This is a genomic window from Protofrankia coriariae (assembly GCF_001017755.1).
In the GTDB taxonomy this organism is placed as follows: Bacteria; Actinomycetota; Actinomycetes; order Frankiales; family Frankiaceae; genus Protofrankia; species Protofrankia coriariae.
In genome coordinates, this window is the sequence record NZ_JWIO01000010.1 from 52300 (window position 1) to 73620 (window position 21321).

Annotated in this window: 18 protein-coding genes (1 of these 18 only partly in view); 11 read left to right on the plus strand and 7 right to left on the minus strand. The window is 69.2% G+C overall.

All coding sequences use genetic code 11. The annotated features are described in order from the left end of the window. Positions 1-1270, minus strand: a 1270-nt coding sequence (locus tag FrCorBMG51_RS28955; protein WP_162233190.1) for a terpene synthase family protein, incomplete at its 3' end; no start/stop codon positions are given. An 832-nt stretch (positions 1271-2102) separates the two neighbouring features. Between FrCorBMG51_RS28955 and FrCorBMG51_RS33055 the strand changes: the two genes are divergently transcribed. From FrCorBMG51_RS33055 to tyrS, 4 genes are all read left to right on the plus strand, one after another. Further along, on the plus strand, positions 2103-2771 hold the full coding sequence (locus FrCorBMG51_RS33055; RefSeq protein ID WP_086055333.1) for an LLM class flavin-dependent oxidoreductase: 669 nt from the start codon (positions 2103-2105) through the stop codon (positions 2769-2771). A gap of 110 nt (positions 2772-2881) precedes the next feature. Beyond that, positions 2882-3142 (plus strand): pilus biosynthesis protein HicB, encoded by a 261-nt coding sequence (locus FrCorBMG51_RS08595; RefSeq protein ID WP_013872625.1) that lies wholly within the window; start codon positions 2882-2884, stop codon positions 3140-3142. Then, positions 3139-3450: a MazF family transcriptional regulator gene (locus FrCorBMG51_RS08600; RefSeq protein WP_047222565.1), complete on the plus strand. Its 312-nt coding sequence runs from the start codon at positions 3139-3141 to the stop codon at positions 3448-3450. Before FrCorBMG51_RS08595 ends, FrCorBMG51_RS08600 begins: the two co-directional genes overlap by 4 nt. Positions 3451-3793: 343 nt before the next feature. Further along, complete coding sequence (gene tyrS, locus FrCorBMG51_RS08605) at positions 3794-5197, plus strand: tyrosine--tRNA ligase (RefSeq protein ID WP_047222566.1); 1404 nt, start codon at positions 3794-3796, stop codon at positions 5195-5197. A gap of 49 nt (positions 5198-5246) precedes the next feature. Here tyrS and FrCorBMG51_RS08610 read toward each other — a convergent pair whose 3' ends face one another. Beyond that, on the minus strand, positions 5247-5831 hold the full coding sequence (locus FrCorBMG51_RS08610; protein ID WP_052914488.1) for a MarR family winged helix-turn-helix transcriptional regulator: 585 nt from the start codon (positions 5829-5831) through the stop codon (positions 5247-5249). A 130-nt stretch (positions 5832-5961) separates the two neighbouring features. Between FrCorBMG51_RS08610 and FrCorBMG51_RS08615 the strand changes: the two genes are divergently transcribed. Next, positions 5962-6594 (plus strand): FMN-dependent NADH-azoreductase, encoded by a 633-nt coding sequence (locus FrCorBMG51_RS08615; protein WP_047222567.1) that lies wholly within the window; start codon positions 5962-5964, stop codon positions 6592-6594. 207 nt (positions 6595-6801) lie between these two features. Here the strand turns inward: FrCorBMG51_RS08615 and FrCorBMG51_RS08620 are convergent, their stop codons facing one another. Continuing rightward, the gene (locus tag FrCorBMG51_RS08620; RefSeq protein ID WP_047222568.1) at positions 6802-8193 is read right to left on the minus strand and encodes an FAD-binding oxidoreductase; all 1392 of its coding nucleotides are present in this window, start codon (positions 8191-8193) and stop codon (positions 6802-6804) included. 309 nt (positions 8194-8502) lie between these two features. On the opposite strand from FrCorBMG51_RS08620, the gene dapF reads away from it, so the two are divergent. Then, the gene (gene dapF, locus FrCorBMG51_RS08625) at positions 8503-9501 is read left to right on the plus strand and encodes a diaminopimelate epimerase (protein WP_052914489.1); all 999 of its coding nucleotides are present in this window, start codon (positions 8503-8505) and stop codon (positions 9499-9501) included. Positions 9502-9735: 234 nt separating this feature from the next. Here dapF and FrCorBMG51_RS08630 read toward each other — a convergent pair whose 3' ends face one another. Next, the gene (locus FrCorBMG51_RS08630; protein ID WP_013872631.1) at positions 9736-10170 is read right to left on the minus strand and encodes a CBS domain-containing protein; all 435 of its coding nucleotides are present in this window, start codon (positions 10168-10170) and stop codon (positions 9736-9738) included. A gap of 788 nt (positions 10171-10958) precedes the next feature. Here FrCorBMG51_RS08630 and FrCorBMG51_RS08635 point away from each other — a divergent pair. Continuing rightward, the gene (locus tag FrCorBMG51_RS08635; protein ID WP_013872632.1) at positions 10959-11702 is read left to right on the plus strand and encodes a hypothetical protein; all 744 of its coding nucleotides are present in this window, start codon (positions 10959-10961) and stop codon (positions 11700-11702) included. A gap of 1104 nt (positions 11703-12806) precedes the next feature. Here FrCorBMG51_RS08635 and FrCorBMG51_RS08645 read toward each other — a convergent pair. The 3 genes from FrCorBMG51_RS08645 to FrCorBMG51_RS08655 all read right to left on the minus strand — a co-directional run bounded on the left by FrCorBMG51_RS08645 (position 12807) and on the right by FrCorBMG51_RS08655 (position 17831). Further along, positions 12807-13196 carry a hypothetical protein gene (locus FrCorBMG51_RS08645; protein WP_139342364.1) on the minus strand — a complete coding sequence of 130 codons (390 nt, stop codon included), beginning with the start codon at positions 13194-13196 and terminating at the stop codon, positions 12807-12809. A gap of 100 nt (positions 13197-13296) precedes the next feature. Then, a complete protein-coding gene (locus FrCorBMG51_RS08650) occupies positions 13297-15198 on the minus strand; it encodes a DUF4012 domain-containing protein (protein ID WP_047222571.1) in 1902 nt (633 codons plus the stop codon). A 335-nt stretch (positions 15199-15533) separates the two neighbouring features. Next, on the minus strand, positions 15534-17831 hold the full coding sequence (locus FrCorBMG51_RS08655; RefSeq protein WP_047222572.1) for an MMPL family transporter: 2298 nt from the start codon (positions 17829-17831) through the stop codon (positions 15534-15536). Between the two features lie 184 nt (positions 17832-18015). Here FrCorBMG51_RS08655 and FrCorBMG51_RS08660 point away from each other — a divergent pair, with 184 nt between their 5' ends. The 4 genes from FrCorBMG51_RS08660 to hpnC form a co-directional block, all read left to right on the plus strand. After that, positions 18016-18648, plus strand: coding sequence for a TetR/AcrR family transcriptional regulator (locus FrCorBMG51_RS08660; RefSeq protein ID WP_086055338.1), 633 nt, complete (start codon positions 18016-18018; stop codon positions 18646-18648). 466 nt (positions 18649-19114) lie between these two features. Next, positions 19115-19453: a DUF192 domain-containing protein gene (locus FrCorBMG51_RS28080; RefSeq protein ID WP_157180437.1), complete on the plus strand. Its 339-nt coding sequence runs from the start codon at positions 19115-19117 to the stop codon at positions 19451-19453. Between the two features lie 375 nt (positions 19454-19828). Next, on the plus strand, positions 19829-20659 hold the full coding sequence (locus FrCorBMG51_RS08670; RefSeq protein ID WP_047222573.1) for an SDR family NAD(P)-dependent oxidoreductase: 831 nt from the start codon (positions 19829-19831) through the stop codon (positions 20657-20659). 604 nt (positions 20660-21263) lie between these two features. Further along, a protein-coding gene (gene hpnC, locus FrCorBMG51_RS08675; protein ID WP_047222574.1) for a squalene synthase HpnC crosses the window boundary here: on the plus strand, positions 21264-21321 show its 5' portion. 977 nt of this gene lie beyond the right edge of the window; 58 of the gene's 1035 nt are visible here — the first part of the coding sequence; it begins with the start codon at positions 21264-21266; its stop codon lies beyond the right edge, outside the window.

Consider the following 21321-nt stretch of genomic DNA (forward strand, 5'->3'; position numbering starts at 1 on the left):
CCGCCGCGTGCGGCACCGGGCAGCCGGCTGCCGCCGCGTGCGGCACGGGGCGACCGGGCGCCGCCGCGCGCGGCACGGGGCAGCCGGATGCCGCACCGGCGTCCACCGCTGCCGGCGTCGCCGCGGCCGCGGTCGGAGCCGCCGGTGCGCCGGCCGTCCCGGCGACGGGCCGGGGCTGCGGCCGGAAACGTGTGACGGGCGCGTCGAGGTCCAGCCATCCCGAGGTCGAGCCGTCCCACACCGACCCGTCGCCGAAATAGCGTGGAGTCAGGTATTCGAATTCCTGGCTGCCGCCCATCAGATGGTCCACCGCGGTGAGATAGGCACGCACGTCCGCGCGTTCGCCGAGCGGCCCGGACAGCAGCTTGTCGCGGGCCTCGACATACGCCTTCTCGTGGTGCGCGACCAGTTCGCACAGCCGGTTGACGGCGTCCTGGAGGCTGAGCCCGTCCCGTTCGATCAGGACCCGCACCACGGTCATCTTGTCGTCCTGCGCGTGTTCCTTCCGCCAGGACAGCAGGTCGTTGATTATGATCATCTGCCGGCGGCAGTGGAGGTGGACCTCGGCGAGCTGCGGCAGCAGGCCGCTCATGTCCACGGCCGCGCCGTATTCCGTCATCAGCTCGATGAAGTCGCAGCCGAAACTGTCCAGCCGTACCGCCAGGCAGCTTTCGTAGTCCGGGACGCTGTCGGTCAGCTTGGCGTGGATCTCCGTGGCGCACCCGCGCAGGAACGCCTCCAGCGCGGCGGTGAACCGGGAGATCTGGGCCGGGCTGAGGCCGGGGCTGATCCGTCGCCACAGGTCCCTTGCCGCCCGGCCGTAGGCGGAGTTGTCGGCCGGGCCGCCGCCGCCGCGGCTGCCGTCGCCGTCGCCGTCGCCGTCGCCGCGGAAGTCGGCGAGGACGCCGGTGAAGATCTCTCTGGCCGCGGTGTCGTCGGCGCCGAGGGCCGACCGGTCCGAGACGAAGCTGTCGATCACCGTCACGTACTGGTACCAGTCGGCGATGTCGACGGCCCGCTGTTCGTCGGCGTCCGGCACGGTGAGCGGGCCGTAGATCCCGTTCCGTTGGCGCAGGAAGAACAGCAGGTCCTCCTCGGTGGCGAAACACTCGCCGAGGTATGCCCGCACCCAGCCGTTGGAGGCGAACTCGATCTGCGCGGCTTTCGGATGATAGGCGAACGGGAGGGAACGCGGCAGCTCGGGGAGAAAGAACTCCCGCGCGGACGGTGTGAGCGCGTCGGACGGGGTCGCCACCAGGCCTGTTTCCATGATCACTCCTCATCTGATGCCGGCGTGTTGAACAGGCCGTCCCACGGTGCCAGCGGGCGGCGGGCAGCTTTCTCGTTTTGTGGACGGCCCATGGGCGGGCATACCGGTGCCCGCGCCGGGGAACGGGCACCGGTATGCGGCGTGAATTCCCTGTGTGAACACCGGAAAGCCGTGGGTGTGGGCCCGGCTTGCAATCGTGGCGCCGGCGGGCAGGGCCGGGAGGCTCGTATGCCGGGTACCGCCGGGCCCGCGGATGCCAGGTGAACATCGGTCGCTGCGCACACGGCCGCGGGTGTCAGGTGCTGGGCCTATGCCCCGGCCGTGACCGGCCTGTTTCGTGGTGATGGCGTCGTGCATCCACGAAATAGCTGGTACTCCCGGTGCGGCGTGCTGTTCCCGGCACCGGGGCAGGGCCCTGGGACAGCGCGGATAATGATCAGAAGAAGGGTCTGTCCGATGATGCGGGTGGATGTGCCTGCTGTTGGGCGCGGTGGTTCTCGCCACCTTTTCGGGTGGCGCGGGAGATCAAGAAGTCATGGCCGATAAACGACTCCGGTCGAAAAGGTCGGGGACACTGGCGGGGCGAGGTTCCCGGAATGGGGCTGGATCAAAGTTGCTGGCCGCCCCGCCGTTGGAGCCGTCCCGCTTTCATTGACCGAACGAACCGCGCAGGGCAGAGAGTACCATGACATCCGCATGTGCGGAAGTGACGCATCAGAAGATCCGTGGATACGTAAATTTAACCGGAGAAGCTCCGCGGATGAGTATGTGCATATTGCATGATCGTAATAACGGAAAGTAATGCCCGTGGATTGGAAAGGCGTTGGCCAACATGCCTTCGGAAAAACCCGTCCCGTTGTCGGTGCTCGACCTCGTGCCGCTCACCTCGGGCTCGACGGCCGGGGACGCGTTGCGCAACGTGTTCGATCTTGCGCGGCACGTCGAGCGTTTCGGCTATGTCCGGTACTGGCTCGCCGAGCACCACCTGACCCCGAGCGTCGTATCCGCCGCGCCCGCTGTCCTGATCGCCCTGGTCGCGGCCGCCACCCAGCGGATCCGGGTCGGGTCGGGGGCGGTGCAGACGGCCTACCAGACGCCGGTCGTCACCGCCGAACAGTTCGGAACGATCGCGCACATCCATCCCGGACGCATCGATCTCGGGCTGGGCCGTTCGAGCGTGGGCAGATTCATCGGCGGAGCCGCCGATACCGCCACGAGTCCGGCTGTCGGGCCATCGGCGACGGACGGGCAGCCCGCATCCCGGCCCCGCGTGGTCGACGGCCTGCTCATCACCACGATCACACCGACCGGGTCCGGTCCTACGAACTGCTCGCCCAGGCCTGGTCGCAGCCCACCTGACGGAAGCCACCCGGGTGACCCTCACCCCTTTCCCGGGGTGCTGCTCCCGCGGTGCTGCCGCGATCTCGTCGTCCGGTTGTCGCACCCGGCCGCGGATCAGAGGGTTCCGGCTGAGATCTTGGCTGGTTCGACCAGCGTGTGAGCGGGGCGCTGGTGGCGAGACGGCGGTGACCTGGCCGGGCTGTCTCGGTGCGACGGCGTGTTCGGCGTTGCCGGCAGGGATTGCTGTCATATCTTGCTAGCATGTCGGGCATGACGCGTACGATCACACTTCGGCTCTCGGACGAGGCGTACGAGGCGGTCAGGCGGTATGCCGAGGCCGAGCACACCTCGATGAACGCCTGGGTCGAGGGCGTGCTCGACGCTGAGGACATGCGCCGGCGCTGCGCCGCGCACGGAGCCTGGGTGCAGGCCAATCCGGCGGTGGCTCGTGCCGCTCTCGCCTTCGGCGAAGCCAACCAGCGGGCTCTCGCGACGGCGGGGCTGCCCAACCTCGCGGGCACCACCGAGTGAGATCACCGCGGCGCGGCGAGGTCTGGACCGCGGGCACCGGCCCCGCGCCGCAGGTGGTGCTGGTCATCAGCTCCACGGTCTACAACGAGATCGTCGATGAACCGACCGTGCTGGTCGCCCTGGTCGTGGAGCACGCCACCGACGAGGGGTTCTGCGTCGACCTCGGTGAGGGGCAGTGGGCGGTGATGGGCCTGGTCACGTTTGTGGCCAAGGCTGGTCTGGGCGAATGCCTGCGCCGGGTCGACGCTCAGACGCTGACCAACGCCAACACCATGCTGTTCAAGATTTTGGCCACGCCCGAACGCTGACTCGGCGGTACTCTCCTGTCCGCCCTGTCCGCGGTGACCACACCAGGAGCCAGACGCGATCGGTGTCGTGCGGGCGGTGCGGGGCAGGCTCGGAAGTGAGCCCTGAAGCAGCTCGGAAGTCCGTCGCTTCAGAGCCTGCTGCCGAGTTCGGCTGCGGGGCGGATGGCGGCTGGCGGGCGTGGGCGGGGTCGAGCGGGGCACTGGCGTGCCACTGCTTCAGTTTATGATGATCATATGTCTAATTGATAAAAATCATATACTGAATTCGGCTTCATCCAGGAAGAATTATCCGGGCGTGGCGCCGTTAGGATGGCAGGCACACCCCACGTCCCGGAGAGCTTCGATGACTCGACTGAGCACGTCCGTTGATCGTGCCACGGCTCTGCTCGCGAACGCGAACCTCACCGCGGACGCGGTCGTGCGCGAACTGCTGGAGGTGACGAACGAGCGCCGGGGCACCGACCTGTCGGACCTGTCGCCGGCCGAGCAGGCCGCGCTCATCGCCCAGCGCTCCCAGCGGCTCCAGCCGTCGGCGGACGCCCTGGCCGAACGGATCGTGGAGGCGGCGAAGAAGGACAGGCCGTTCATCGCCAAGTTCGGCATCGACCCGACCGGTCACGAGGTCCACCTGGGCCACGCGGTGCCGATGCTCATCCTCAGCCGCTTCCAGCGGATGGGGCACCAGGTGGTGTTCATCGTCGGTGACGTGACCGCCAAGATCGGTGATCCCAGCGGCCGTTCCGACGAGCGTCCCGCGCTGACCGACGAGGACATCGCCCGCAACCTCGCCACCTACCGTGAGCAGGTCGCCCCGTTCTTCGACTTCACCCGCGCCCGGTTCCGCCGCAACGGCGACTGGCTGCGGGAGGTCAAACTGCCGCAGCTGATCGAGATCGCCGCGCAGATCCCCGTCTCGATGTCGTTGCAGCGTGAGGACTTCCGCAAGCGGCTCGACGCCGGGCAGGGGCTCTCCCTGGCCGAGGTGCTCTACAGCGTGGTCATGGCGCTGGACTCGGTGGAGATCAACACCGACCTGGAGGTCGGCGGCATCGACCAGTTCCTCAACATGCAGATGTGCCGGCACGTGATGCACATCCGCGGGCAGGTGCCCGAGCTGGTGGTCGCCACCTCGCTGATCGAGGGCACCGACGGCACCGGGGCCAAGATGAGCAAGTCCAGGGGCAACTACGTGCCGTTGACGGCGCCGGCCGGCGAGATCTTCGGGAAGATCATGTCCGTGCCGGACCGGCTCGTGACGCCCTACTTCCAGGCGCTGAGCGAGTGGCTCGACTCCGAGCTGGCCGTCGCCGAGGAGCGGCTGGCCGCCGGGTCGCTGCATCCGATGGACCTCAAGAAGATCCTCGCGGGCGAGGTCACCGCTGCCGTCCACGGCGTCGATGCCGCGATGAAGGCGCGGGAGGAGTTCGTCGCCCGTTTCTCCCGGCGCGCCTTCGGTGACGTCGAGAACCTGCCCGAGGTCGCCGACCTGGGGCAGTCGGTGACCGATGCGGTGAAGGCGCTGGGCTTCGCCAGGAGCAACGGTGACGTCCGCCGCGTCGCCCAGCAGAACGGGCTGCGCCTCGTCGTCGAGGCCGAGGGCGGCCAGGAGCAGATCACGCTCACCGCGGACGAGGCCCGTGAGCCCCTCGCGGCCCTGGTCAAGGACAAGCTCGGCGAGCGGCCCGGCGACTACTACCTCAAGGTCGGCCGCAAACTCGCCCGGATCACCGCGTCGACGCACGGATAGCGGACGGTTCGCGGCGTCCCGGCCGCGGCCTTTCGGAGCCGAACCCGCTTCAGGCGGGGCGCCGGCTCCGCTCCTGGTCTGTCTCGGCCTCTTTCAGGCAGGGTTCCGGAGACTGGCCGGCCGCGAGCAGGCCGATGACCACGCGCCGCAACATGGCGGTGAGGGACTCCTGCTCGTCGATGCTCAACGGGGCGAGGACGTGTTGTTTGGCCACGTCCAGACGCGCTGTCATCTCCTCGTGCTGGCGCAGTCCGGTGTCGGTCGGCCGGATGAGCCTGGCCCGTCGGTCGGCCGGGTCGGGACATCGCTTGACCAGGTCACCGCGTTCGAGGTCGTCGATGAGCCGCACCATGACCGATCGGTCGATGCCGAGGCGGCGGGCGACCTCCAGTTGATTACGGGAACAGCCATTCGCGGTTGCGGAAAGTACATGCAGGCCGCGAAGGCCCCCGGGGAAGTCTCCGACGGCTTCCTGTGCGGCATCCAGGAAGCCGTTCAGGACCTGGGTCAGCAGCCAGCCAAGGTCTTCGTGGACTTCTTCCGGCAGCTCGGTGGCCGAGGCTGTGCCCGTCCGCGATCCCGACGTCGCCTTCGACGTCTCCCTTGACGCCTCCCGCGCGTCCGAGTGCTCCACCCCCCCATTCTACTGCTTGCGATCTGAGATATTCTCCATCAGAGATACGTGTAGTCACAGACGATCGTGACTGCACACCGTTTTATCGCGCATCTGTTGGCTCGACTGTCGGCCCGATCAAGGGGATCACATGTCCACACTCCTGCACATCGACTCAAGCGTCAGTCCGACCTCGGAGTCCCGGGCTTTCGCCGGCCGCTTCGCCACCGCCTGGACCGAGAACCACCCTGGCGGCACTGTGACCTACCGTGACCTCGCAGCCAACCCGCCCTCGCACCTCGGCTGGGACGGTGTCAGCGCCTCGGTGACCCCGGCGGACGCGCGGTCGCCGGAGCAGGCCGCGGCCTGGGCCGAGCGTGAGGAACTCATCGCCGAGCTTGAGGCGGCGGACGCTCTGCTGCTGTCCGTCCCGATGTACAACTGGTCGATCACGTCGACGCTCAAGGCGTGGATCGACGCCGTCATCGTCGTCGACCGGACCGTCAGCCTGTCGGGCGGGCCCAGCGTGCTGGACGGCAAGCCGGTCACGGTCATCACCGCCCGTGGCGGGGCGTACGGCCCGGGCACCCCCCAGGAGGGCAACGACCACCAGGAGCCCTACCTGCGTCACGTGCTCACCGCGCTCGGCGCGACCGACATCAACTTCATCCACGTCGAGTTGACGCTGGCCGCGGTCAACCCGGCCCTGGCCGACCTCATCCCACTCGCCGAGCAGTCTCGCGATGCCGCGGAGAAGGCAGTGGCCGCCCGCGCGGCAGCCTAGCCAGGAAGATCGCCGCGAGTTTGTCGTCGTGTACGCCGACGGGGCCGAAAAGCGTACCGAACGACAAACTCGTCTGGATCATGCTCCGTACGGGTGGGCGGGGATGAGCCGGCCGGCGCGCCTGAGGTGTTCGAGCCCGGGCGCGCCGGTTGTTCAGCGCTGACGCGCGGAAGCCGGGAAGCCGGGAAGCCCGGGAAATCGCGGGCCTCACGGGCGCAGCGGCAGGGCCTTACCGGGGTTGAGGATGCCGGTCGGGTCGAGCGCCTGTTTGATCGAGGTGTGCAGCGACCGCGCCACCGGGTCCAGTTCGTCGGCCAGGCCGCGGCGCTTGAGCACACCGACACCGTGTTCGCCGCTGACCGTCCCACCGACCCGCAGCGCGAGGCCGAGCAGGTCGTCGAACGCGGCGAGCGCGCGCCGTTCAGCGTCCGGATCGTCACGCGGATACACGATCATCGGATGCAGGTTGCCGTCCCCGGCATGGCCGAAGGTGCCGATCACGACGTCCCTGGTCGCGGCGATGCGTTCGACGCCACTGATCGTCTCGACGATGCGTGAGCGCGGTACGGCGATGTCGTCGAGCAGCCACGCGCCGAGGTGTTCCAGCGCGGGGAAGGCGAGCCGGCGGGCGGCCAGCAGCATGTCGGCCTGCGCCGCGTCCTCCGAACGGTAACTCTCGGTAGCGCCAGCGGCTTCGCAGACGCTGGCGACGGCCTCGGCCTCGGCCGTGCCGGCCTGCCCCGGCAGGTCGCTCTGGGCGAGGAGCAGCGCGGCGGCGGAGGCGTCCAGGCCCATGGGCTGGAATCGTTCGACCGCGGCGAGCGTCGTCGCGTCCATCAGCTCCAGCAGGGACGGCGTGGCGACATTCATGATCTTTTCAACCGCCCGGCCGGCGCTGGCCAGGTCGGGGAACACCGCGACCGTGGTGGTCGGCGCGGCGGGCAGCGGACGCAGCCGCAGCCGGGCCTCGGTGATCACGCCGAGGGTGCCCTCGCTACCGACGAACAGGCTGACCAGGTCGTAGCCGGCCACCCCCTTGAGGGCCCGGCGCCCGACCCGGGTGACCCGCCCGTCGGCCAGCACCACCTCGAGGCCGAGCACGGAGTCCCGGGTGCTGCCGTACTTCACACAGCACAGGCCACCGGCGTTGGTCGCGATGTTGCCACCGATGGTGCACCAGTCCCGGGACGCCGGATCCGGCGCGTACCACAGGCCGTGGGCGGCGGCGGCCTCGCGTAACCGCTGGTTGATCACCCCGGGTTCGACGACCGCGTACCCGTCGGCGGGACGGATGTCGCGGATGGCGTCCATCCGCTCCAGGCACAGCAGCACGCACCCGTCGATCGCGTTGGCCCCGCCGGACAGCCCCGAGCCCGCGCCGCGGGGGACCACCGGCACGCCCCGGCCGTGCGCGACGCGCATCACCGCCTGGACCTGCTCGGTGCCGCGGGGGAAGACGGCGACGGCCGGCTGTCCGGCCTCCGTCCCGCTGGCCTGGTCGTGACGGTAGGGGACGAGCAGATCCGGGTCGGTCACCACGGCACCGTCCGGCAGCTCCGCCGCAAGGGTCGCGGCCAGTGTTTCCCCGGTTGTCCGCATCGATGTCACCCATTGACAGTAGAACGTGCACGGGAAGCGGCGTCCGGTGCGGGCGCTGCCCCGCCTTCCCAACTGCCGGCGGTGGCCTTGCCGGGCGCCCAGGAAAGATCGAGCGGCCGTGGCCCTGTCTTTCCGGGGGCCTCGAGAGGCGGCCCCGGCCGCACTTCGGGCGCCCGGCGCTCCGGCTCCGGCCGGCCGCCCGGGTGGAATGCTCCGGCCGCCCGGCGATGATGATTCCGCGACCGGCGGCCGCGTCCGGTCCGGCCCGGGGACATATAGTGTCCGTGGACGCCGGCCGGGAGGGTTCGCATGAAATTCGAGCTGTTGAAGGCACACGGTTCCAGCAACGACATATTCATTGTGGACGGCCGACCCGAGCGGATTTTCTCGACACCGGCCGAGGTGGCGGATTTCGTCCGGCTCGTCTGTGACCGGCAGGGCCCGCTGGGCGGTGACGGCCTGTATTTCGTCGATGATTCACGGGCGGTACCGGAGGCGTTCTTCTTCAATCCGGACGGGTCGTCGGCCAAACTGTGCGGCAACGGCCTGCGGTGCGTCGGCCGACTTGTCCTCGAACGCCGGGGAGTCGACGCGCTGGACGTCTCGACAGGTGGCGGGCGGTTCCGGGTCGAGCGGATCCCGCAGGTGGCCGCCGGGGTGTGGAGCGTGGCCGTCGAGCTTCCCCCGGTGACGTTCCGCGCGGCTGACGTCCCTGTCGTGACCACGGGCGCCGAGCACGTCGACACGGTCATCCCGACGCTGCATCCGGCGCTGCGTTTCACCGGGGTCGCCGTTCCCAATTCGCACCTGGTCGCGGTCGTCGACGACTACGACGAGAACGAGCTGGTCGCGGTGGGCGGCGCGGCGGCAGGCCTGCCGGTGGTTCTCCCGGCGGGCGCCAACGTGTCGTTTGTCCGGCCGCTCACCACACCGGGGGAGATATTCGTTCGTACCTTCGAGCGCGGCGCCGGGCTGACGCCGTCCTGCGGCTCCGGCGTGGTCGCGTCCCGTGCGGTGTACTCGCGGCTCGGCCACGCCCCGGCGGACGAGCCGCTGCTGGTCCGCAACCCGGGCGGATGCGCGAGGTCCTTTCTCACGCCCGCCGCGGACGGCGTCCTGACTCCTCGGCTGGAGGGGAACGCGACCTTTGTCTACCGCGCCGTCGTCGACCTGGAACAGCTTGCGCATGCCGAACCGGGGGATCTGGACATCGACGTGCTGACCGACGAGATCTCCGCCTACGCACTGTTCCACGAGGACAACCTGCGGGCGATCCGCGCCGCCGGGATAACCCAACCAGAGCGGTAGGTGAAACAAGCCGCCATGGCAGCGTTTTCCACCTAAGCGTTCCGTGCCTGTCGGTGGAAAACGCCGTCACGGCAGCAGTTCTCACCTACAACCAGCGGTTGCAGGTCGAAGCGGTAGGTGGAAAGCGTCGTCGTGGTGGCGCCTTCCACCTACCCGCATACCATCTACCCGAATACCATCTACCCGAATACCACGTACCCGAGTGCCGTGTATCCGAACGGCACGGATGGTTTCTCAGGCGGGGCGGTCGCTGGGGCCTGACTTGATGGCCTCCACCAACTGGCCCAGCTTCTCCTCGGGCAGATTCCTCGCGAGGTCCGATTCGCTGATCATTCCTACCAGCTGGTTGTTGTCGATGACAGGCAGCCTTTTGATCCGGTGCTCCATCATCTGTTGCAGGACCTCGTCGACGTTCGCGTCCGCGTCGATGTAGAACGGCCTGCCCTGGCCGAGTTCCCTGGCCCGGGTCGTCGCGGGGTCCCTTCCCTCGGCGAGACATCTGATCACAATGTCGCGGTCGGTGATGATGCCCTGCAGCCTGTTGTCGTCGCCACAGATCGGCAGGGCACCGACACCGAGATCCCGCATCCTGCGGGCGGCGTCGACGAGGGTCTCGCTCTCACCGATGCACTCGGCGTCTCGATGCATGATCTCTTGTGCCGTGGTCATGCGACTCCCTTCTGCGCGCCCGCGTTCTCGCTGCGCGCTCGCATCTGCGCGACCACCTGGTGGCGCCACCACGTGAGGTGGCCCGTGCCGCCGGGAGTCCCCGGGCGTATGGGAGGCCGGGGACTCCCGGCTGGGTTGGTGGTACCCCGTCATCTGAGGTCGCATGCTGTGTGCGGATATGTTCACGCGTGTGACATGCCTGGTCGCGGGGACGATCTGTGATTGATTGTCGCCACGACAGGACGCTTGTCGGCCTGGTGACAGACAGGCGCGGGAGGCTGATGACAGGCCAGGATCTGGCCGGGACCGGATCGGGGTCAAAGGACTGGTAGCACTATGACACAGGCCACAAAAACATCGATCCTGGATCGCCCGGCGGCAGCACGGAAGGCAGCGGGACGCCGGGGACCGGCGGGCTGGCGACCCCCTCCGCCNTCGGGCTATCTCTTCTCCCCCGGTACTGCCCCCCACCTCGGCCCCCCAGCCGAGGTACGCCCCGGCATCCTTGCGGTGCCTGCCGGTGGGCGCAGAACAGATCCTGCCGGGCCCGCGGGCACCCGAACAGAGCGCCCCCGCACCGGAGCAGGGGTGCTCCCCTTGAGGTCCGGGCGGCCCGGGGCCCCGGGAGCGTCCTCGGGATCGCTGTCGAGCGGGGCGGGGCGTCCCGGTGAGCTGTCCGGACCAGCCACCGGAAGAAGGCGGTCCGGACGGTGATTCGGACATGACAGCCAGCGGGTCTTTTCGTAGCTAGGCTCGTCGGGTCGGCATGAAAGGGGCGGCGAAGACGCATGGTCCCACGAGGGATACCGGACGCGGCAACACCGGCGGTCGTCGCGAGGATCGTCGCGGGCGGACGGAGATGGAATCTCGGAGCGGGTCGGCGGCTGACCTTCGGCCGGGCCGGCTGTGACATCCCGTTCGGGGCCGATCCACAGGATCTGCTTGTCTCCCGCCGGGCCGGGACGCTGGCCGAGAGCGAAGGCGCGATCGTCATCAGCAACACCGGTCGGCATCCCCTGCTCCTGCTGACCGCCAGCGGCGACACTCATCACATCGTGTCACCGGGCACGGCGCTGTCCGCGGGGCTGGCCGAATTCCACATCGTCGCCGTCGGCACGGACGGCGAGCGCCACCAGATCGACGTCGTCCACCATCGCCGGCAGCAGGTGCACCGCGATCAGGACACGATGCAGATCTCCGTCCGCCTCACCCAGACCGAACGTCTGCTGCTGGTGGCTCTTTGCGAACCGCGGCTGCGCACCGGCGACAACCACGCGCCGTTCGCCACCTACCGGGAGATCGCCCGGCGGGTCAACCGCGACGACAACTATGTCCGCTCGCGGCTTGCCACCGTTCGTAGCAACCTTGCCGGGCAGGGGATACCCGGATTGCTGCGGGACGAGCCGGGACCGGCGTCGCGCCGGTTGCCCGACTACATCGTCCGGCTCGGTGAATGGGTGATCGCCGCTGCTCTCGTGACCGTGGACGACCTTGAGTTACTGAGCCCGGACGGCTCCGGACGACAGGGTTAGGCCGTCCCTGACGGATATTGGTCGACTGCTGGTCGACGTTCGGTCGCCCGGGCGTGGCCCGCGCGACCGAACATCCGTCAGGAACGGCCTGGAGCGTCAGGCACCGCCTATGCCGTGCCTGGTGGACGGTGGCGGTCGTCCGGGCGTGGCCCGGGCGACCGCGGATCCGTCGGAGGCGGCCCGCCGGCGACGGCTTNGGCCCGCCGGCGACGGCTTGGGCCGTCGGTGACGGCGTGTCCCCGTCCCGGGCTCGGCGGCGCAGCGAGCGGAAGAACACGCCGCCACCGATCAGGGCCGCTGCGGCCGCCGCGAGCACACCGGCCTGGGTACCGGAAACCGGAAGGGCGCCGTCCGCGTCCCCGCCGGCCTCCCCGGCTGTGTCCGCGTCGTCGGCGCTGGCTGCGGCACCGGAGGCGTCCACCCAGACCATGCCGACGGCCTTGCGCTCCTCGGTGTCGGTCGGTTGCGCCCCGATGCCGCCGTCGGCCGGCCCGGCATACGACGCCGCGTCGACCGCGTCCTTCGGCGTTCCGGTGGCGGTCAGATAATGGTCCCCCTGGGTGGGCAGGGTCAGCCGGATCGCGAAGTTGCCCGCGTTGTCCGCGGTCACGGTCCGGGTGCGCGCGCCGTTGTCGTCGATGGTGACTGTGCTGCCCGGCGCGAAGCCGCAGCTGCTGAAGAGCACCGACCCGCCCGCCAGGACCCGTTCGGGATCAACCGAAGCGAAGCTGACCGGGCCGGCGCAGTCGGGAAGCTGTTCCTGCAGCTGCTGGGCGGTGGCCGGCGATCCCAGCGTCGCGCTGAGAGCCAGGCCGCCGCCGAGCAGCAGGGTGACGGCAATTACCCGGAAGTTCATGGAGGTACTCCTCCTGCCGCGGTGTCGTCAGGGGCAGGTGCTGTCAGGGGCAGGTGACGTGGGGGATTACGTAGAGGGACGACATGGGGGACGGCATTAGGGGGACGGCAGGGGGCTCGGCCCGCGATCGGCTTATCGCCCTGGGCCGCGTCCGATGAATCTTCGGTCACGCGGACTACGTCCGGGCAACCACTCTCCATCGGACACGGCCTGGGCCGACGCTCCGGTCACGGGCCGAGCAGCCGTTGTCAGCCGGCGCGGACCCGGACGATCGCAACGGTGACCCGCAGCTGTCCACCGGGGGCCTGGCCGACGGCGGTGAGCCTGAGCACACCACGCGTGGGCGGGGCCGTCAGCGTGGCCTGGAAGAGGCCGCTACCGTCCGCAGTCGTGCTCCCGTAGTACTGGAAGTTGCTGTAGAGCTGGACGGTCGAGCCGGGCGTGTAACCACATCCACTGAAGGTGAAGGACGCGTTGGTCACGACCGGGCTTGGTGTCACCGTGCCTCTGTCCAGGAAGCCGGTGCACCGGAAGGGGGGTGGATAGGACTGGGCGACGGCTGGGGATGCCGATGTCACGCCGAGCGCCAGCAGACAGCCGGCGGCGAGCAGGGCCGCTCCCAATCGACGAAATCTCATGGATGTACTCCCACTGTCGGGCCTGCTGGTATAAGCAGCCTGAACATGAACACTGTCAGCTTATAGATCGTTACTTTCCGTGTCTACGCTGCTGGGCGTGTCATTCAGGATTCCGTGACCAGGGGGAGACAGAACGTATACCTGATGTGGTGACGGTTTCAGGAACGGCCAGCGGTTGCGGCCGCAGGAGCAGGGTCGCTCTGGCCACCGGTTCCCAGATCCGCAACACCAGCGTGCGGGTCTGCCCACGGTCGAGCGGGAGGGGCGTCGAAAGCACCGGATGGCCCCGCTCGGCGTCGCGGTGCAGGTGAACGGGCAGCCCGTCCAGGGTGGCCGCCTGTAGCCCGCTGCCCACGCCGGTGTACACCGCCAGCGACAGCAGGTTCTGCGCGTCCGGATTGCCGGCTGGAGGCGCACCCTGCCCGCCGGCGCCAGGCTGGCCAGGAACAGGCTGGTCGCTCCGGTTGCGGACGTAGGCGCTCAGGCCGGCCGGGGCCGCGTTTGTGAGCCGTATCGTGATCGTCACGTCCGCGGAGCCGTCGGGACGACGGACACTGCGGTAGTCGGTGCTGCGCCGCAGCCAGTAGTCGAGTTTGCTGGCCGCGGCATTCTGCGTCACCACCGCGAGATAGGGGCCGTCGCCGTCGGGGAGCGCACCGCCCAGCGCGGTCGTCTCAAGGATTTCCTGTTCCGCCGGATGGTTGCTGGATACCAGCAGGCGCCCCTCGGCGGCGGCCCGCCCCAGCGCGGACAGCAGCGCCGAGGTGTTTCCCGCGCCGGACGCGACCGCGTCGTAGACGGCCCGCCCCACGGAGGCGAAGAAGGCGTCCCGCTGCCAGACGTCGCCGATCTCGGCGTACGCCCGTGACTCCACGAGCTCGACGAGCGAGCCGGCCGAAATGCTCCGCCCACCCGGCAGAACCGCTGGCTTTGTCGCGGCAAGCAGGTAGGACAGCGTTGTCGGATCGACGCTGATCGTCCCGTCGACGCGCACACCCGTGCCCGCCTGGTAGAGCGCCGTGTAGAAGCTGCCGACGGTCGGGTAGTGCGGGGTGAGGTTGGCGTTGGCCCAGACCTGGGTCGGCTGCGCGTCCGCGTACATGTCCTCGAGCTCGGGCGGGAGCGCCATGGCCGGCACCCGCTGGGTCGGCCCACCGGGCAGGTAGCCGTTGCCGGAGATGCCGGTGAGCCCAAGCCTGCCGTCGACGGCGGTCAGCAGGCCGAAGGCCCCGATGATGCCCCCGGTGGCCCGGGACTCGGCCGGGTTCTGGACGACCAGCAGGTAGCGGCGCGGCCCGTCAGCACCCATCATCGGCGGCACCAGCCGGGTCACCAGCTCCAGCGTCGCGGCGGCGCGCTCGAGCCGTTCGGCGTGGCGCAGACCGGCCTCGCGGGCGTCGGCGAGCCCGAGGCGGGCTCCGATCGCCCCGCAACTCGGCGTCGCCGCGAGCCGCCGGTGGAACTGGCTGATCGCGGCGTGCGTGGACGCGGCGGCCGGGCGGGCGGCCGCGATCCGGTCGGTGTCGATGGTGGTGCCGGTGCGCAGGGTGTCCAGGTCGAGGACGGATCCCGTGGGGTCCAGCAGGGGGCGCGAGTCCTGGAGCAACTGGTCCAGCGCGGTCACCATGGAGCGGACGGACCGGGCGGGGCAGCCGATCGTCGGGACATGGACGGCCAGCGCCCACAGCGGGTCACCGGTCAGTTTCCGGGCGGCCGCGGTCTCCGTGCCGATCGTGTTCACCCGGGCGCGCAGCGCGGCGCCGGACAGTTTGTCGCCGGCCCGCAGCGCCTGGTCCAGCGCGGTGATCTCGTTCTGGACGGTCCGCAGATGCGATCGCGCGAGTAGGCCACGTACCGCTGTCCACGACATCGCCAGCGCCAGGAGCAGTATGAACGCGGCTATGCCGAGCAGCGGCAGCCGCGCTCTGCCCAGCCGCCGCCGGGCCCGCTCCAGCGGCGAAGGCTGCTCCGCGTCCGTGGCCCGGGTCGGAGGCGTGGTCACCGTCGACGCGGCTCCGGCCCGGGCGACAGCCGCGGCCCTGAGGGCGGCTTGGATCCGGCGGCGATCACGGCCGCCGTCACGAGCGGGAACTCTCGCCCTTTGGCAACCTTCTGCTTCTTCATGACTCCGCAGCGTAATAACTGCGGATGGTGGGTGTACAGACCGGCCCCGTGTCAGTTGCCGCGTCTGATTGCTTTCAGTTCTATGTTGTCACGGATTGATCGTCGCGGATTGGTTGTCACGGATTGCCGCGCCGACCTGGCGAGCTGTGCCCGGTCCGCCAGCCCGCCGAGCCGGCGGGCTGTGCGCAATCGGTGGACCGGTGGACCGGCGGGCTATGCGTGGTTGTCGGCCCGGCGGGTCGGTGGGGTGTGCGTGGACGCGCTCGCCTGGTCGCGGGGGCTGTCCTCCTCGTCCGCGGGCGTGATGACCTCGGCGGGCACGGGGGTGTTACGGATCTCCTCGATCTCCTCGGCCGACTCCACCGAGACCCTCGGCAGTATCCGGTCCAGCCAGGACGGCAGCCACCAGTTCGCCTTCCCGAACAGGTGCATGAGCGCGGGTACCAGCAGCGCCCGGACGATGAACGCGTCGATGAGGACGGCCACCGCGAGCCCGAGGCCGAACAGTTTGATCACCCGGTCGGCCCCGAGGATGAAGGACGCGAAGACCAGCGTCATGATCGCGCCAGCGGCGGTGATCACGCGGCCGGTCTCGGCCTGACCGAGGGAGACCGCGATCCGGTTGTCCCGGCGCACGAGCCACTCCTCGTGGATCCGGCTGACCAGGAACACCTCGTAGTCCATGGACAGCCCGAAGAGGATGGCGAAGAGCATCACGGGCAGGAAGGGTTCGATCGGGCCGCCCTTGACCCCGATGAGGCCCGCGAGCCATCCCCACTGGAAGATCGCGACGATCACCCCGAACGCCGAGCCGACCGCCAGCAGGTTCATCACCGACGCCGTCAGCGGTACGACGACACTGCGGAACACCGCCATCAGCAGCAGGAAGGCCAGCGCCACGACCACCCCCATGAACAGCGGGAGCTTGCTGGTCAGGACGTCGGAAAAGTCCTGGTAGGTCGCGGTCACGCCGCCGATCTTGATGTCCAGGGCGGTGCCCGCGGTCACCTGCGGGATGGTCGTCCCACGTAGCCGCTTGAGCAGCGCGGCGGTCCTGGCGTCCTGCGGGCTTGTGCTCGGGTACAGCGCCACGATCGCGGCCTGTCCGCTCGGGCTCGGCTGTGGCGGTGAGACGACGGCGACCCCCGGCTCGGCACGCAGTTCGGTGACCACCGTCTCCAGGGCCGTGAAGTCGGCGGGGGAGTGGATCTTCGTGACGAGGCTGAACGGCCCGTTGAACCCGGGCCCGAACCCGCTGACCAGAAGATCGTAGGCGCGCCGGGACGTCTTGGACTGCGAGCCGTTGCCCTCGTCGGCCGTGCCGAGCCGCAGCGAGAAGAACGGCAGCGCGGTGATCATGATCAGGGTGGCCGACAGCACGGCGTAGAGCACCGGGCGCCGTTCGATCCGGCGGGACGACCGCCACCAGAAACCGGACGGGTGTTCGGGTTCGGGGCCCATGTGTGCGAGCTTCACCCGCTCGGCCCGGCCGAGCACCTTCATCCCGTAGAAGCTCAGCAGCGCCGGGAGCAGCGTGACCGCGGTGGCCATGGTCAGCGAGACGGCAAGGGCCGCGGAGACCGCGACACCGTAGAGGAAGGTGACCCCGAGCGCGTACATGCCCAGCAGCGCGATGCAGACGGTGAGCCCGGCGAACAGGACGGCCCGCCCGGAGGTGTTGATGGCGGTGACGGCCGCCTCCTCGGGGGTCTTGCCCGCCCGCAGGCCGATACGGTGCCGGTTGACGATGAACAGCGCGTAGTCGATACCCACGCCCAGGCCGATGAGGGTCGCCAGCGTCGGCCCGAACTGGGCGACGGACATCACGTGGGACACCAGGCCGATGCCGGCCATCCCGACGCCGAGCGCGATGACCGCGGCGACCAGGGGCAGCGTCATCGCCAGCAGGGTTCCGAAGGCGATGAACAGGATGATCGCGGCGGCCACCACCCCGAGCAGCTCGCTGGTGTTCTGCTGCGGCTGTTCGACGATGGCGACCGCGGTCCCGCTCACCTCGACCTGCAGCGGCCCGCTGTCGGCCGCGCGGGCGGTATCGATGATCGCTTTGAGGTCGGAGCGGGGGATGTCGACGGCCTGGTCGTCCAGTGCGACCGTGGCGAAGGCGGTCCGGCCGTCCCGGGTGAACTGGCCGGCGCCCGCCGGGNNNAACTGGCCGGCGCCCGCCGGGTCGTACGGGCTGATCACGGCGACCACGTGTGGCAGGCGTGCGACCCGCTCGAGCACGGGGACGACGTCGGCTTCGAGCAGCGGGTTGTAGAGGGTGCCCGTGCGGGCGTGCAGCACGATGCTCGCGGTCTCGCCGGCGGCGGCGGGGAACTCCCGTTCGAGCAGGTCGATCGCCTGCTGGGACTCGGTTCCGGGAAGTGAGAAGTTGTTCTTGTAGTCCGTGCCGGCAGCATATGCGGCCGTCCCGAAGCCAAGCAGGGCCGCGAACCACAGCAGCAGGACGATCCAGCGGTGACGGAAGCACCAACGCGCGAGCGATGCCACGGGTTTCCCCCCGGGTCTGGGCCGATGGACGGGTCAGTGTCAGCCCAGAACGCCGGTATCCCCGGGCGTTCTGGACGATCGGTCGATCGGGGTAGTCTACCGATCGGTCAGTAGGAGAGGATATTGTCAGGATGGCTACAGGTTTCCGCTCCGGACCTCCTGCTGAGAGGGGTGCATGGCGACGATGCCCGGTCGTGCGCCGCGTTCTCACGCTGCGGATACGCGTGACCGGATCCTTGCCGTCGCCGTCCAGCTGTTCAACGAACGAGGTTACGCAGGGACGTCAATCCGTGACATTGCACAGCGCCTTGGTATGACGAAAGCCGCTCTCTACTACCACTTCGCGTCCAAGGACATGATTCTGGACGCAGCGGTGCAGCCGTTCGTGGAGGCGTTCGGCCATGTGAGCGATCTCTCGCGCGTTGATCCACCGGTGTCGGCTCGGTCGATTATCGAGGGTCTGGTCGAGGCGATGGCCGGTCCGGGCGCGGTGCTGTCCGCCTTTGTCGACGACCCGTCGGTGATCCACCGACAGGTCGGCAAGGGGGACCTCGCCTCGCACCGGGACGCCATCGTGATCGCCCTGGCCGGGCCAGAACCCACTCCGTCACGTATCCTGCGGGCCCGCTGCGCGGTCGGCTGTGTGCAGGCGGGCATCCTCGGCACCGCGCTGGAGCGGCGGACGCTGGCCGCCGTGGGCGTCGACGCCGCCCGCGGCGGCCCGGGGGAGATCGGTGTCGATCAGCCGCTCGTTCCGGAGGACGTCCGGCGTGAGGTCGTCGAGGCCGCTCTCGACGCTCTCGGGCCCACCGGATAGGCCCTCGGCTCGGCTCGACGCCGGCAACGTCCCGTCCGGACCGTCCTTGGCTGTCTCCCGTCTGTTCCCACCGGGGATACCTGTCTTCCCACCGGGGATACCTGTCTCACCGGGGATACCGGGGATACCGGGGATACCCGGGGCTGGGCCGCTGGCGGTGTGAAGAAAGAGCGCAATGCTGCTCCTGGTCAGCATTTGTTGACTTTGAGTAGTAGTCGTGAGGTGGTTGGGTATCCTGTTGATAATGCTCCGATCACGTTACGTGTTTTCGGTGGTGACTCTGGCGATCGCTGTCGGGGGTGCTGTCTGGCTGTGCGCGCCGCGGCTGTCGACCGCTCCGGTCCGGTCGCCGCCGTCGGCGGGGGGGCCGGCCACCGAACCCGCGGTGACCACCGGTGACCCCGCTGCCGACGGCCTGGCGCGGGCCGGAGCGGGCCCGGCGACCCGTCGGGTGCGGGTGGGGGCGGTGACCCTCACGGTCGAGGTTGCCGAGACGCCGGCCGCCCGTAGGCGTGGGCTCATGGACCGCACGTCGCTGCCGTCCGGAACCGGCATGTTGTTCGTCTTCGGCAGAGAGTCGACGGACGGTTTTTATATGTATCGGACCCTGATCCCGCTCTCGATCGTGTTCTCCCGGTACGGGCGGGTGGTGACGATCCAGGAGATGACGCCGTGTGGCGAAGAGAATCCGAACAGTTGTGAGATCTACCGAGCTGAGGCCGCTTACACGGAAGCGGTGGAGGCGCCAGGCGGCACCTTCAGCAATGCGGGGATACGTCCGGGTGATATGATTGAATTCTTCTAGTCACATCGGGGTCTATCGGGGCCTGATGACGGGCCGCGGCATGTCGGCAGTGAAAAATCCGTGTTCCGATGTCGTGTACCGAATGTGATGGGTGTCATCGGTCGACAATCAAATTTTGGGTGAATGTTGACCGAATGTCATGTAGTGCTTGCGGTGTGGATCCATCGTTGCCGTGATGGGTCCGACAAGGCTTTCGGGGCCGTGTCGTCCACCTGACGATGGACGTTCCGGCCGTGGGGCGATGAAATAGGGCTGGGCCGTACGTGGGGCCGACCGTTTGTCGTCAGCGCTGGCGACACCCAGGTTCCGAGGGCCTGACCGCGACCGTCTCCCACCCGGGAGGAGGCGACCACCGCGCGACCGGAGGGTTTTGTTGTGTATACACCGGCCCGTCCCACGGTTCCGGACAGCCGCCTGCACGTCGTCGCCGAGCAGTCCCGCTTCGCGGGCAGCCGGGGATGGCCGCCCAGGACAGCGCTTGTCACCGGCGCGAGCAGCGGAATTGGTAGAGAGGCGGCGCTGCTGCTCGGCGAGATGAACTGCAAGGTCCTGCTGGTCGGCCGCAATGGTGTCGCGCTCGACGAGGTTGCCGCCTCCACGTCCGGTCACCGGATCGCGGTGGACCTGTCGGTCCCGGGCGCCGAGGCCACGGTGGCCTCCCGCAGCGAGGATCTTCTCGGCGATCTCGATCTGCTGGTGTGCGCGGCCGGTCTTGGTTCGGCCGGCCCGTTCGACCAGCTTTCCCACGAGGCCCTTGCCGAGCTCGTGGCGGTCAACGTGCTCTCGCCGATGGCGCTCGTCCGCGCCGTGCTCCCGGCCATGCTTGAGCGTGGGCACGGGCGCATCCTGCTGGTCGGCAGCGTCGCCGGAGCGTTGGGGGTACGTGGTGAGGTCGCCTACTCGGCGACCAAGGCCGCGCTGGTCGGGTTCGCCGACGCCCTGCGTTCCGAGGTTGCCGGTCGTGGTGTTACGGTCACTTTGTGTTTTCCAGGGGTCGTTGACACCGCTTTCTTCCGCCGTCGTGGAGCGCCGTACGTGCGCAGGTGGCCACGTCTGCAACCGGCTCGCCTTGTCGCCGAGCGCATGCTGCTCGCGACCGGGCGGGGACAGGCCGAGATCTGGGTACCGCGCTGGTTGTCGCTTGCCGCCCGGGTCCACGGGGTGACGCCTACGCTCTACCGGCGGTTGGCGGGAATCTTCGGTTAGAAGCACTCGGGACGACGGGGAGGCCGGCCCGGACCGCCGGTGATGCATCGCGCGACGGAGGAGACGGACGCCGTGCCCGGCTGCGGCACGGTCATGGCCGGCGGCCTCCTGTTCGACCATGTCGCGGCAGTGGTGGCCACCGGTGGGGGAGGGCGCTCGCGGCACGTCCCGCGGCATGGCGGTGTCCCTCGTGGATGTGAGGGTCCGCACAGTACCCGGACAGGCGGTAACGGGGTCATATCGGTTGGATCGGGGAATCATGTGGGGCACGCGCTGAAAAAGGGCGTGCCGCATATCGGATGGCCGGCCGGAGGTGGCACGGCCATGGTTTTTCGCGCTCGGGGTCCCGGGAGCCGATCCGGGAGGCCTTCGGTCCCCGGGCCACCGGAGGGCCGACGGCGGCGGCGTCGTGCCTGTCGCGCGTCGCCGGAGGTCTTCACAGCCTCCGGGGTACCAGGGGGGACCGTGAGGGTGAAGGTTGCATGATCATTATTGCTTCGTGCGGCCGGAGGCTCAGGAATTTGGAGAGCAGACCTGTTCAGGCGCGCCGCCGGATCGTTCCCGCGGCGCGTGTCAGGCCCAACCGCTGACGAGGGGGAGGCGCATGACCACAAGCGACGCAAAGGTCGGCTCGCCGCCAGGCGGGCCGACGGGCGGGCGGG

What these genes read in the sequence shown, in the direction of transcription:
- FrCorBMG51_RS33055 (WP_086055333.1), top strand. Translation starts at nt 2,103, where the DNA reads ATGCCTTCGGAAAAACCCGTCCCGTTGTCGGTGCTCGACCTCGTGCCG.
- FrCorBMG51_RS08595 (WP_013872625.1), top strand. Translation starts at nt 2,882, where the DNA reads ATGACGCGTACGATCACACTTCGGCTCTCGGACGAGGCGTACGAGGCG.
- tyrS (WP_047222566.1), top strand. Translation starts at nt 3,794, where the DNA reads ATGACTCGACTGAGCACGTCCGTTGATCGTGCCACGGCTCTGCTCGCG.
- FrCorBMG51_RS08615 (WP_047222567.1), top strand. Translation starts at nt 5,962, where the DNA reads ATGTCCACACTCCTGCACATCGACTCAAGCGTCAGTCCGACCTCGGAG.
- FrCorBMG51_RS08620 (WP_047222568.1), bottom strand. Translation starts at nt 8,193, where the DNA reads ATGCGGACAACCGGGGAAACACTGGCCGCGACCCTTGCGGCGGAGCTG.
- dapF (WP_052914489.1), top strand. Translation starts at nt 8,503, where the DNA reads ATGAAATTCGAGCTGTTGAAGGCACACGGTTCCAGCAACGACATATTC.
- FrCorBMG51_RS08630 (WP_013872631.1), bottom strand. Translation starts at nt 10,170, where the DNA reads ATGACCACGGCACAAGAGATCATGCATCGAGACGCCGAGTGCATCGGT.
- FrCorBMG51_RS08635 (WP_013872632.1), top strand. Translation starts at nt 10,959, where the DNA reads ATGGTCCCACGAGGGATACCGGACGCGGCAACACCGGCGGTCGTCGCG.
- FrCorBMG51_RS08645 (WP_139342364.1), bottom strand. Translation starts at nt 13,196, where the DNA reads ATGAGATTTCGTCGATTGGGAGCGGCCCTGCTCGCCGCCGGCTGTCTG.
- FrCorBMG51_RS08660 (WP_086055338.1), top strand. Translation starts at nt 18,016, where the DNA reads ATGCCCGGTCGTGCGCCGCGTTCTCACGCTGCGGATACGCGTGACCGG.